The organism is Acinetobacter sp. A3 (genome assembly GCF_012371415.1).
Taxonomy (GTDB): domain Bacteria; phylum Pseudomonadota; class Gammaproteobacteria; order Pseudomonadales; family Moraxellaceae; genus Acinetobacter.
In genome coordinates, this window is sequence record NZ_JAAZQW010000055.1 from 1 (window position 1) to 12,305 (window position 12,305).

Below are 12,305 nucleotides of genomic sequence, written 5' to 3' on the forward strand. Positions count from 1 at the left end.
TGCTGGCATATACAATTTAGATTGGGTGAAAGATAAACAATTAAATTGATTGAAAAATGATTTATGAAGGAAGTCTAATATGTTGGTTATGTGCGTTTAGATATTTCTGATATAACTAATATCGACTTATTTAATTGTATCAGTAGCTCGTCTAGCTTATCTATTACTCAATTTAAACACGAGTCTAAGAATCTAGGTTGCGTATTGTTGAAGGAAAATTATAATTATCAAAAAGCTCATTTCATTTCAAGTTATTCACATCCTCAAGATAAAAATATAATTATCAAAAGAATTAACTTATCAGAAGGTATTGAGGAATTATATAAAGACAATGCTTCTCCAGTTGAACTTTCAACCGTAGTCGCTGTATTAGGATTAGTTGAAAATATGGTTTTTTCTTTTAATGATATTAAATTCAGTCTTGCACAAATTAAAAAATTACAGAATAAACCAATTATTCAGTTGAATCCGAAGGTGACTAATATTGACATCCGTAATAAAAGAATGGATTTAGGAAGGAAATTGGGTATTCAGTTTATTAAAAAGGTTTTACCTTTCAAGATGGCTAATAATCAAGAAGACTTGGTGAATTTAGTAAATTGCATGTTGAGTTGTTTCAATCAGGAGCGTGATTTCCAGACTATTATTGAATGGTGTAAGGAAGAAAATTTATCATTACCTTTCTCTAAAGAATAAAAAACAATCAAAGAAAACAATAAAAATATTTTTTGAATAAAAAGTATTCAAGATTACGGAGGAGTAAGCCTTCCGTGATCTTGGAACACCCACTTATCTTTATCTCATACTAGCCTCATCGGTAAAACGCTGTAATTGAGGTAACTATGAACATCCAACCAATTCGACTAACCAAAAAAGATACTGCTAAAGCTTTAGGGTTAAGCACTGATGGCTTGGATAAGTTGATGAAACGAGATTCAACATTTCCAAAAGCGTACAAGTTCGGCTCTTCAATGCAGTCAAAGTCATATTTTGATTATAGAGAGATTCTGAAATGGCATGAGTCTCAAAAGTTGGCGGTATAAGCAGGAGTGATAAATGAAAGTAACAGTCCTTAATTTAAATAAATACTTTGAAGTTTATTCAGACTGTCAGATTACAAGTGAAGTTACAACAAATGCTTCGATTGTGTTTAGTGCACTGTATCAAGGTGAAAAAGTGATTCTCATTAATACGGCGTTTGAAAGTTACTTAATCCAAAGTGTGAGTTAGGAAAAGTGCGATGAAAGAAATGTATAGCATTTGGAATGCTGCACTGTTGTTAACAGCGGAATTAAATAAGCGTACTACAAAACAATGGTGGTCTTATTTGAAACATAATCCACGAAAGTGGAAAGAACAGGACGGTTTTCTCATCAATTATCACCTAATTGATGGTGAACTGTTTTACACAGAGGCAGGCTTAAAAGCCTTCATTAATGCTCATAAGCAAGAAGCTAAAGGAGAAGTGCATGGATGTTTTAAATGAACTTGAAGTAATTTTAGGTGACAACACAGTAGTTACAGGTGCAGAAGCAATGAAAAAATTCATTGAGTCTGAAGTAGATAATGTGATCGAGTATGCTGATACAGGTGATATTGCGGTTGATTTACATACACCAAAAGGTATTCAGGGAGCAGCGGAATTGATTGCTCTTCACATTGAAGCCTCAACCCAATTAAAAATTGATACATCATCCATTGTTGAGGAAATTCATCGACAGTTAAAGTTAAGTAAATAACAAAACAGAGATTTACTAAAAGGGGATGTTCTACATCTCCTTTTTTATAGTCTGTTCATAGGTTTTATAAAATATGAGAAAAGATTTAACTGCACATATTAAGTCATTAGATATTGCGGAAATTCAACATTCTATTCGGTTCGCTCTAGCCCAAAAGAGATTAGAGCGAAAAAAGCTTGATCGACTGTTTGATGAATCATCTGTTAATGCTGATCAAATTAAAGACTCATCCAAAGATGTATATGTGCGTCAAAATATGTATGGGTCGATTACTTTAAATAGTTCTAGTTCATATCTAAATCAGCTTTTAGATAACTATCAATTACGTTTGGCGAATAATGTAAAAGAAGCCGAAGTCTATCAAAAAGTGAATACAACATCTTTTTTGACTTTGAAAATGAAAGCAGTAATTGACTGGCTTGATCTTCGTTTTACGGTAGATCCTAACCTATGTATATTTTATAAGGATCCCAAAGCTCGTAGTTATATCAAAGCATTTATTACACGGAATACTGGTACACGGCACTATATTGCGAAGGATGAAAGTCAAATTACTCAGGATGGTATGTCATTTACAATCCGACTCCATGATGTACAGAACAAAAAAGATTTAAAGAAAATCACTGATTTGTTGCAAAAACAGTACGGTGCGAAAATTGAGCTTATGATGGTTGAAGCAATTGAACTCTCATTTGACCTCTATGGAGGAGATAGTTCTGCGGTAGTCATAAAATTGCATAAAGCAATGCAATATCCTCAAACCGCTAGGTTATTTCGAGTATATAAAACGAAAGGGACTCAGCGTGATATACCTGAATCAATGCAAGAGTTGTATGACCTACTACAAGGTGGCTACAACATTGGAGTAGGCGATCATCGGTATGATGAGTTTTGTGTGAGGTTGTATTTCAAACGTACGGATAAAGGAGGTCAGCCTTTACTTCACAAACAGCACAGAGCTCGTATTGAAATTACTTTGAAAAAATCAATTTTTGATAATGAAACTGTTGACCGAAACATTCTGAATTTGTCACAGCTTATCAAATTTGGATTTAAGAAAATGCAATTTACCAAGCTTAGTAAGAGAGCAACATACAAGGAAAAAGATGTGTACTACACACGAGTAAAGCCATTCGGAGAAGAACATGCTTCTATTATGGTTAATAGGCATAAGCGTGTTTTATTGAATGCAATCGCTACAAATGGAGCTTTCAATGAGGCTAAAAGACTAGCAGTAAAAGCTCTAGCACAGAAATTCTAATTCGCAAATTTCGGATCATTTATTTCTGAGAGCACTTAGCTCTAAGCTATATAGAGTATGGTTTAGGGCTTGTTCATAGTGTTAAAGTTGCCTAATAACATTAGGTATGTATATTTATTTAAAACAATGAAGGAAATATTCATATATTAAGATGAAAAGTATTTAAATTAATGATAGCTAAAATTTGTACCGATTAATAAGTTGACTTGATTTATTGATGTGACTGAAGTCCTAGAAGAAATAAAAATCCTTGTATGCCTAGTATTCAAAAAAATTGTGTTTCGGACGTTGTTCTTATACTTCTAAGTCTAAACTTAACATAAGCTTGATTGAAACTTATCTCTGAATAATCAGATGTTTAACAGAATAGTAAATACACACTCTAGAAAGCTCTCATTTGCGCCTATTTGCTATGTTTGAATGATTCCATGAAAGTGTATTGTTACGGGGTAAAGTCGCAAATACGAGAAGCTAGGCAATAATATTCAGGTTGTAATTAAAGTTTTGGATTTATGAATTTTTTGCCTAATATAGCGGTATATATCGGGGCACTTTTGGACTTTGTCATGTCAGCTTTTTTTGACCTAATTAACAGCTATAGAACAACAGCGAAAACAGAACGAGAAAAAGGAACTTACTTCGAATTACTTTGTATTAAGTATTTTGAAAATGAACCTTTCTATGCCGACCTGTTCACGGTGGTACAAACCTATTCTGAATGGGCAAAACAAGAAGGAAAATCGGGTAAAGATACAGGGATTGACCTTGTCGCAACGACCAAAGACGGCGAATTTCATGCCATTCAATGTAAGCTCTATGACGCAGATCGCAAGGTAAGTAAATCAGAAATTGATAGCTTCATTTCCGCGGCATCTAAGAAAGACTTTTCACGTCGCATTATTGTCAGTACCACTCATGAATGGTCAGCCAATGCTTTAGACACCTTAAATAATCAAGACCCGCCTGTCACTAAGATTGATCTTGAAACATTAGAACAAAGTGTGATTGATTGGTCATTGTTCGCGGAAAAGAAAGAAGTTGTTTTTAAAAAGAAAAAAGACCTTCGAGATCATCAAAAAGCCGCTCTAGTGAATGTGAAAATTGGCTTGTACGATCAGAATCTAGAGCGCGGTAAGCTCATCATGGCTTGTGGTACAGGTAAAACCTTTACAAGTCTTAAAATTGCTGAAGAATGTGCGGGCAAAGGCAAGCGCGTATTGTTCCTTGTACCAAGTTTATCCTTGTTGTCCCAAACATTGACTGAATGGACACAAGAATCAACAACGCCGTTGCATAGCTATGCTGTATGTTCAGATACAGAAGTCGGCAAAAAGAAAAAAGCATCTGTCATTGATGCAGTCACAACTCTTGAACATGAACTGCAATATCCAGCGACAACAGATGCGAAGAAATTAGCAGAAAATGTAGAGAAGCATCATGACGACGAGCACATGACTGTTGTGTTCTCAACTTACCATTCGATTAATACTGTGAGTGATGCACAGAATGATGAGGGCATGGGAGAGTTTGATTTAATTATATGTGATGAGGCTCACCGTACTACGGGGTCAACGCATGATAGTGAAGACGATTCTAATTTTGTAAAAATTCACGATGCTGGCTTTATTCTGGGTAAAAAACGTCTTTATATGACAGCAACACCACGTATTTTCTCAGATGATGTTAAAAACAATGCAACCGATTTCACATTGTTTTCAATGGATGATGAAAAGCTGTTTGGCGAAACGCTCTATACCATCAACTTTTCAGAAGCGGTGAAGCGTGGTTTGTTGGTTGATTACAAGGTCATTGTACTGACAGTAGATTCGGACACGATTATCAAAAAAATCGGAAGCACTATTACTGAGGACAGTGAAATCGTTGTAGATGATGCGGCACGTATTGTTGGCTGTTGGAAAGCGTTATCTAAACAAGGGATTCATGCAGATGTAGAAGAAGACACAGCACCAATGCAACGTGCATTGGCTTTTTGTCAAGTGATTGACCAAACGGCAAAAGCGCGTAAGCACCAAGTCAGTTCTACTCGTATCGCAAATATCTTCCAAACCGTTGTTGAAGCCTACCAAGATGCCGAAGCAAAAGAAGGCAATGAAATCTCACATCGCTTGATTTGCGAAGCGCAGCACGTCGATGGTGGCATGGGTGCAGACAAGAAAGAAGAAAAACTGAATTGGCTCAAAGCAACGCCTGAGCCACAAGTTGATGAAAACGGCGTAGAGCGTCCGATTTGTCGTGTTCTAAGTAACGTACGTTGTTTGTCTGAAGGTGTAGACGTGCCTGCACTTGATGCGGTGTTATTCCTGACACCGCGCAGCTCACAAGTTGATGTGGTGCAATCTGTTGGGCGTGTGATGCGCCTTGCACCGAATAAGAAGCGTGGCTATGTGATTTTGCCTGTTGTGATTCCACCTGGGGTAGAGCCACATAAGGCGCTTGATGACAACCAAACTTACAAAGTGGTTTGGCAAGTGCTGAATGCACTTCGTTCACACGATGACCGCTTTGATGCCATGATTAATAAAATGGATTTAACAGGCATTGACCGATCTAAGATGGAGGTCATTGCGATTACTGATAAAGTTGCTGCGAAAGCCAAGAAGAAAGCCGCAGGCAAAGGTGCTACAACCATCGGTACACCATCGAAAAAGTCTAAGCAAGATGACACCGAAGATACTCAACAATCCTTTAGTTTTGAATCAGGCGAGATTGAGCGTGCTATCGTTGCTAAAGTGGTTCAGAAGGTCGGTAACCGCCACCATTGGGAAGATTGGGCGAATGACATTGCCAAGATTGCACAAACCCACATTAAGCTCATTACGGACATTTTAGCCCGTCCCGAATGCCAAGCAGAACAAGCCGTCTTTGAAGAATTTGCCAATGAAATCCGTGACGACCTGAACAATGCCGTATCGGATGCCGAAATCATCGAAATGCTGGCACAGCATCTTATTACCAAGCCAGTCTTTGATGCGTTGTTTGATGAATACAGCTTTGCCGCACATAACCCGATGGCTGTTGCAATGCAAAAGGTGTTGGACGTACTTAATCAGCACCAGTTAGACAGCGAAACAGAAGCCTTACAACGCTTCTATGACAGCGTTAAGATGCGAGCGTCAGGCATTGATAGTGCGGAAGGTAAGCAGAAGATTATTGTTGAGCTTTACGACAAATTCTTCCGTAATGCTTTCCCTCGTATGACTGAACGTCTAGGCATTGTATATACACCTGTTGAAGTGGTGGACTTCATCATTCACAGCGTCAACGATGTTCTTCAACAAGAGTTCGGCAAGAGCTTTGCTGATGAAGGTGTGCACGTGCTAGACCCGTTCACTGGTACGGGGACGTTCATTTCTCGCTTATTGCAAAGCGGCTTAATTCCACCGAAGCAACTTACCTATAAATACAAGAACGAGATTCATGCCAATGAGCTAGTTTTGCTCGCCTACTACATTGCAGCCATCAACATTGAAGCGGTGTATCACAGCGAAATTATCGACGAATACACGCCGTTTGAAGGTATTTGTTTAACCGATACGTTCCAAATGTACGAAAAAGAAGACTTGGTTGATCAAGTGCTTGTGGATAATAGTGCACGCCGTAAACGTCAGAAGTCTCTCGATATTCAGGTGATTATTGGTAACCCACCTTATTCGGCTAGTCAAAATAGTGGGAATGATAACAACGCAAATCTTCAATATCCTAGTTTAGACAGTGATATCAGGGATACATATGCCAAAGATACTAATGCTGTCTTAAAAAATGCACTCTATGATTCATATATCAGAGCAATAAAGTGGGCATCAAATAGAATTGGAAAAGATGGAATTATTGGCTTTGTGTCTGGGAGTGGCTTTATTGAAAAACCTGCAATGGATGGTATGAGAAAACATCTAGTAAAAGATTTTTCTACTCTCTATATATTAAATTTAAGAGGAGATATACGAAAAAATATGCTTTCTAAGGGGAAAGCTGGAGAAGGTGAAAATATTTTTGGTCAAGGTAGTATGACCGGTATTGCAATATCTATATTAGTTAAAAACTCCTCTAAAAATAAAAAAGGAGAAATTCGATATTTAGATATTGGTCAAAATTTAAAACGAGACGACAAGCTCAATATTCTAAAAAATATTAAGAGTGTAGTAAGTGACCTTTTTAATGTTAATAGTGAAACTGTTATTCCAAATGAATTTAATGATTGGTTAAATCAACGTGATAACTCATTCCTCAATTATATAGAAATTGGCTCTAAAGTTAAGGATGGCAATAGTATCTTTAAGTTATATTCAGGTGGAGTAAAGACTAACAGGGATGCTTGGTGTTTTAATTTTTCAAAAAATAAATTGATTAGTAATATTAATCGAATGGTGGATTTTTACAATAAGGAAACTATTCGCTTTAAAAAAATAGAAAATCCAGGTGAACCAAAGGATTTTGTTAACTTAGACCCTACGAATATAAGTTGGACTAGAGAGGTATTTAATGACGTAAAGAAAGGATATATTCACAACATCAGCTCATTTGAGTTTTGCACTGCATTATACAGACCATTCACTAAGCAAAATTTATATTTTAATCGCCATTTTAATAACTGTGTTTATAAACTATACGATATTTTCACTGAACAGCATTTGGACAATTTGGTAATCATGACATGCGGTAGAGGTTCAAGAAATGGTTTCTCTGTATTCATAAGTAACCTTATTCCTGATTTAAATTTATTAGAAGCTGGAGCACAATGTTTCCCTATCTATCTTTATGAAAAAATCACCCAAGATAAAAATGTAGGTTCAGGTGATCTATTTGATGAATCACTTGATTTAACAGTAAGTGAAATCAAGTATGAGCGCAAAGACGGCATCAGTGACGACGGCTTACAGCACTTCCAAACGGCGTACCCTAGCGGACAGATCACGAAAGAAGACATCTTCTACTACACCTACGGCTTGCTCCATAGTGAAGAATATCGCGAACGCTATGCGGACAATCTGACCAAAGAATTGCCACGTATTCCATGTGTGAAGAAAGCTGAAGACTTTTGGGCATTCTCTAAGGCGGGTCGTGAGCTTGCACATTGGCATCTGAACTACGAAACTGTTGAGCCTTACAAAGCAACATTGGATACAGGTAGCACGGCGTACGATCAATTGACCGCTGAAGACTTCTATGTTGAAAAGATGAAGTTTGCCAAGAAAGGTGAAAAAGGTACGGTGGTTTACAACAAGCGCATCACCATCAAGGACATCCCGTTAGAGGCGTATGAATACGTGGTGAATGGTAAGCCTGCACTTGAGTGGGTAATGGAGCGTCAGGGCGTATCTACACATAAGGACAGCGGAATTGTAAATGACGCAAACGACTGGGCAATTGAAACGATGAACAACCCTGCTTATCCGCTCGAATTGTTCTTGCGCGTGATTACGGTGAGCCTTGAAACAATGAAGATTGTTAGAGCTTTACCGAAGTTGGATATTTGATTTTTATATGGCAGATACCTATCTGCCATTTTTATTTTTTGAGGGTATTTAATTAATGGATGTTTCTCCAGACAAACAAAATATTGACACTTTATTTTCAAATACGCAGTACAACATTGATTTTTATCAAAGAGATTATAAATGGAGTGCTGAGCCAGTAAATAGACTACTGGATGATGTATTTTATAAATTTAACGAAGTTTATTCGGCTAATTCGGATTTACCACCCGAACCAAAGGTGATAGATACTAAATATCCTTGGTACTACCTTAATACTTATGTCACCAACACTATTGATGGTGAAGTGTATGTTGTCGATGGTCAGCAACGGCTTACAACCATTACTTTAATTATTATTAATATGTACCGTAGATTGGTGGATAACAAAAGTAAATTAAGTAAATGGGTGGATGCAAAAATTTGTGGACAAGTTGGTTTTGAAAATACCTTTTGGATGAATCATAAGGGGCATCTAAAGACTCTAGATGCACTTTACTCGGGTGATGCAGATACAGCACCAATAGACTCGGGTCTTACTGCAGTCAATATGGTAAAAAACTACAAAGTTATATCTGAATGGTTTGACACATATATTGGTGATAACCACCATAAGTTGGAAACTTTTGTATTTTACTTTTTAAGACGATTAGTGCTAATCAATCTTTCAGTGGAGCAGACAGATGTTCCTATGGTTTTTGAGGTTATCAATGATAGGGGGGTAAAACTTAAGCCTTATGAGATTCTTAAAGGGAAATTATTAGGTCAGATTGATAAATTACTCTTAGAAAGTAAAAATTATAATGAGCTTTGGGAAACTAGCCTCAAAAAAATTAACAAGTTTAGCGAGGATGAGGCGGATAGATTCTTCAGATTCTATTTGAAGTCTAAATTTGCTGACACGAGAGCCGAGGGGCAAAAGTTTGATGGTGACTACCATAGAATCATTTTCTCATCGAGTTTTCAAAGTAAATTATGCTTAGATCACAATCCTAAGGGGGTTGTGGATTTTTTAGATGCAGACTTTACTTACTATTCCAAAGTTTATGCCAATCTTTTAAATAAATTATCAAATGATTCAAATTCTTATTTTACTTTTAACTCTTTAAATGATTTAGATGGTAGCCTTTTGTTAGGATTGTCAGTTTGTAGCATTGATGATCCGAATGAAGATGAGAAGTTAAACAGTATAGCTAAAGAGATAGATCGGTTCTTTGCTCTTTTACAACTTCAGAATTGCTATGAAAGTAATGCTTTTCAAGAATCTCTTTACCGCATTTCAAGTGAAATACGTGAGCAGGATTTGTCTATCATACGTTCTGTATTTGATAACGAACTCAAGTCTCAAATAGAGAAAAAGAGACAGGTTCAACCTGAGAATCCTTTTGATTATTCGTTGTTTAAAAATACTGGTGATAATTTAAATGCTAGATTCAAGAGATATTTTTTTGCTAGGGTTGAAGGTTTTTTAGCAAAGAATCTGAATGTGGAGATGAGACATTCATACCAACCTTTAGTTTCAAACACGGGCTCAGTTAACGGTTTTCATATAGAACATATACTTTCAAGGAATGCAGAAAGCCTAGCGTTATTTGATAACCAAGAAGACTTATTCGTGAATGAGCGAAATCGTCTAGGTGGTATCTTATTGTTAAAAGGTAAGGATAATATCTCGAGCAATAATGAAACTTATGAAGAGAAGTTGAAGACATACTCAGGTACGCTTTTATGGAATGAAACTTTACGAGAAGATTTTTATAAATCAAATCTAGACTTTAAAGCATTTAGAGCGAAATTTGATCTAAATGAGTTGGAAGGTATCAATGTATTTGACCGTGATGCTTTGGAAACCAGACAGAAAATTTTATTTAAAATGGCCACTCATATTTGGGCTTAAGATATAAGAATTTAAAGAGGTTTTAATGTTGGAATGGTTATGAATATTCCTGAATGGCTTGAGGTGAGCAAGCAACGAGCAGTTGAAAATGGCTATGAGCCTTTTGAAGACCCTGAAGCATACGGTGGGGAAGTTTTTGTTAAAGATGATAGAAAATGGATTCATTCAATAGGTCGCTTGAAGAGTAAATTAGGTGTAATGACCGATGATGAATTAGAGGGACTAGGGTATTCGGTAGCCGATTATCACCGTTATAACTCGGATGAAAAGGAGTTCTCACGGAATATTGTAATGAATTCGGTCAATGCTGAACTGTTAGAAATTTTTGGCGATTGTGCCCCTGATGAGCATGGCGCTATTTATCTTGGAGATGGAATCTATATGGATGATGAAGGAAATACATTTGGAGACTGGAATCGTTAGACTCTCGAATTATTGCTCAATAGCTTCCACACGATATACATAACCTAGACGAGTTCAATTTCAATTGTTAGAATTGAACTCGATAAATAGGCTTTTAAGTTAATGATATATTAAGTAATTGGCATCTTGTATGGTGTTATGTATGGTTGATTTTTACAAAACTTTAAAATGTATATAAATCAACATATTAAGTTTTTAATTCGGTAGACGCCACCCCACCATATACCTAACAAAACATGGCAAAATATGCGTGTTTTATTAAGATAAAGGCTTGAATCTAAAGGATTTAAGCCTTTTTTCTTGCCTAAACATAACTAAACATAACTAGCTACAGTGTACATATACCGTGTACATTGCACATTTTATTGAACTCACTGGTGTACAAGCCATGAAAAGAAATGAAATAAAACGCGGTCCTATGTCGGATACAGTCCTAGCCAATCTTGAACCTGAATTAAAAGAATATCGGGAGCTAGACGGCAACGGCTTATATTTTCGTACACTTTACATCGAATGTTTAGTCTAAAGGCACAGCCGAAGTTTGTTTGATCTTTTGCATTGGAATTTCGGTTTTAATATTTTGTACTGAATTTTCTCTCTTTAAATGCTTAATCTGTAGCTGCCGATATTCTTCAATATTTGACACCACAATCTTCAATAAAAAGTCACAGTCTCCCACCATTAAATGACACTCTACAACCTCAGGTAGCGCCTGAATCGTATCGGTAAAACGTTGTACTGTTTCAATATCTTGTCCAATCAACCAAATACGCGTAACAGGGTCAAACTTTTCCCAACCTTTTCTGCATCAATCAAAGCAGTATATTGCTGAATAATGCCCGCCTCTTCCAAAATACGAACACGACGTAAACATGGCGATACCCCCCAATACACGTGTCATCAATTTGTAATAAAACTCGCTTATACCTCGTGTGATAATGCAACTTTATTTTCGAGGGTTTGGGAATGTCAGAGAACATCAGCTTAGATTATCTAAATGGACTCATTCGTACTGCAGAGAAAAAAGGGAAAAAGATAGATAAAATCTTATTGGGTTATAAAGCCTACTACTTTTTTATGTCAGACAGTGAATTCCATAAAGAGGTCACGAGCTCTGCCCTTTCTCCAAGTAAGCGTAAATATAAAGACCATAAAATAAAAGTGACCCAAGACGATTATCAGGTTGAATTAAAATTTCAGGAAAAATAATCGGGACGCTGCATTATTTGACCAAAGCGATGCTTAATCTAAAGGCCACTCATTAACTTTGGTGGCCTACCTCTCCTTCCTATAGAGGTGGATCAGGAAATTTGAACAACACTTATAAGTGATATTTTGCTCCCCAAATGATGTTATAAACATCAATATATGGAGTATTTTATGACACGTAGACCAAGAAGAAATCATTCAAATGACTTTAAAGCTAAGGTAGCACTTGCTGCGATTAAAGCAGAAAAAACACTTGCTGAATTGAGTGCTGAATTTGATGTTCA

General features: G+C 36.6%; 12 protein-coding genes and 1 pseudogene. 11 read left to right on the top strand and 2 right to left on the bottom strand.

The features are described 5' to 3' along the window. Positions 1-90: 90 nt before the first annotated feature. The 10 genes and pseudogenes from HHA42_RS12305 to HHA42_RS13540 form a co-directional block, all read left to right on the top strand. Entirely contained in the window at positions 91-696 is a 606-nt protein-coding gene (locus HHA42_RS12305) for a hypothetical protein (protein WP_168526684.1), read from the top strand. A 146-nt stretch (positions 697-842) separates the two neighbouring features. Next, complete coding sequence (locus HHA42_RS12310; RefSeq protein WP_171525599.1) at positions 843-1,043, top strand: transcriptional regulator; 201 nt, start codon at positions 843-845, stop codon at positions 1,041-1,043. A 13-nt stretch (positions 1,044-1,056) separates the two neighbouring features. Beyond that, a complete protein-coding gene (locus HHA42_RS12315; RefSeq protein ID WP_168526686.1) occupies positions 1,057-1,230 on the top strand; it encodes a hypothetical protein in 174 nt (57 codons plus the stop codon). Positions 1,231-1,240: 10 nt separating this feature from the next. Further along, positions 1,241-1,486, top strand: a complete 246-nt coding sequence (locus HHA42_RS12320) for a hypothetical protein (protein ID WP_168526688.1) — start codon at positions 1,241-1,243, stop codon at positions 1,484-1,486. Further along, complete coding sequence (locus HHA42_RS12325; RefSeq protein ID WP_168526690.1) at positions 1,470-1,739, top strand: hypothetical protein; 270 nt, start codon at positions 1,470-1,472, stop codon at positions 1,737-1,739. Before HHA42_RS12320 ends, HHA42_RS12325 begins: the two co-directional genes overlap by 17 nt. 73 nt (positions 1,740-1,812) lie before the next feature. After that, entirely contained in the window at positions 1,813-3,000 is a 1,188-nt protein-coding gene (locus tag HHA42_RS12330) for a hypothetical protein (RefSeq protein WP_168526692.1), read from the top strand. A 566-nt stretch (positions 3,001-3,566) separates the two neighbouring features. Then, positions 3,567-8,495 carry a type ISP restriction/modification enzyme gene (locus HHA42_RS12335; RefSeq protein ID WP_168526694.1) on the top strand — a complete coding sequence of 1,643 codons (4,929 nt, stop codon included), beginning with the start codon at positions 3,567-3,569 and terminating at the stop codon, positions 8,493-8,495. A 55-nt stretch (positions 8,496-8,550) separates the two neighbouring features. Beyond that, entirely contained in the window at positions 8,551-10,389 is a 1,839-nt protein-coding gene (locus HHA42_RS12340; RefSeq protein WP_168526696.1) for a DUF262 domain-containing protein, read from the top strand. A gap of 39 nt (positions 10,390-10,428) precedes the next feature. Continuing rightward, positions 10,429-10,812: a hypothetical protein gene (locus HHA42_RS12345; RefSeq protein WP_168526698.1), complete on the top strand. Its 384-nt coding sequence runs from the start codon at positions 10,429-10,431 to the stop codon at positions 10,810-10,812. 388 nt (positions 10,813-11,200) lie between these two features. Then, positions 11,201-11,311: pseudogene (locus tag HHA42_RS13540) on the top strand (DUF4102 domain-containing protein); the annotation flags it as partial. Between the two features lie 18 nt (positions 11,312-11,329). On the opposite strand, the gene HHA42_RS12350 reads toward HHA42_RS13540, so the two are convergent. Both HHA42_RS12350 and HHA42_RS13605 read right to left on the bottom strand, forming a co-directional pair. After that, on the bottom strand, positions 11,330-11,575 hold the full coding sequence (locus tag HHA42_RS12350; RefSeq protein WP_228278941.1) for an Lrp/AsnC ligand binding domain-containing protein: 246 nt from the start codon (positions 11,573-11,575) through the stop codon (positions 11,330-11,332). Beyond that, on the bottom strand, positions 11,572-11,706 hold the full coding sequence (locus tag HHA42_RS13605; protein WP_266095966.1) for a hypothetical protein: 135 nt from the start codon (positions 11,704-11,706) through the stop codon (positions 11,572-11,574). The genes HHA42_RS12350 and HHA42_RS13605 overlap by 4 nt, the downstream gene beginning before the upstream one ends. Before the next feature lie 72 nt (positions 11,707-11,778). Here HHA42_RS13605 and HHA42_RS12355 point away from each other — a divergent pair, with 72 nt between their 5' ends. Beyond that, on the top strand, positions 11,779-12,021 hold the full coding sequence (locus HHA42_RS12355) for a hypothetical protein (RefSeq protein WP_168418213.1): 243 nt from the start codon (positions 11,779-11,781) through the stop codon (positions 12,019-12,021). Positions 12,022-12,305: the final 284 nt, after the last annotated feature.

Coding starts and splice junctions, on each gene's coding strand:
- HHA42_RS12310 (WP_171525599.1), top strand. CDS start 843: ATGAACATCCAACCAATTCGACTAACCAAAAAAGATACTGCTAAAGCT.
- HHA42_RS12315 (WP_168526686.1), top strand. CDS start 1,057: ATGAAAGTAACAGTCCTTAATTTAAATAAATACTTTGAAGTTTATTCA.
- HHA42_RS12320 (WP_168526688.1), top strand. CDS start 1,241: ATGAAAGAAATGTATAGCATTTGGAATGCTGCACTGTTGTTAACAGCG.
- HHA42_RS12325 (WP_168526690.1), top strand. CDS start 1,470: ATGGATGTTTTAAATGAACTTGAAGTAATTTTAGGTGACAACACAGTA.
- HHA42_RS12330 (WP_168526692.1), top strand. CDS start 1,813: ATGAGAAAAGATTTAACTGCACATATTAAGTCATTAGATATTGCGGAA.
- HHA42_RS12335 (WP_168526694.1), top strand. CDS start 3,567: ATGTCAGCTTTTTTTGACCTAATTAACAGCTATAGAACAACAGCGAAA.
- HHA42_RS12340 (WP_168526696.1), top strand. CDS start 8,551: ATGGATGTTTCTCCAGACAAACAAAATATTGACACTTTATTTTCAAAT.
- HHA42_RS12345 (WP_168526698.1), top strand. CDS start 10,429: ATGAATATTCCTGAATGGCTTGAGGTGAGCAAGCAACGAGCAGTTGAA.
- HHA42_RS12355 (WP_168418213.1), top strand. CDS start 11,779: ATGTCAGAGAACATCAGCTTAGATTATCTAAATGGACTCATTCGTACT.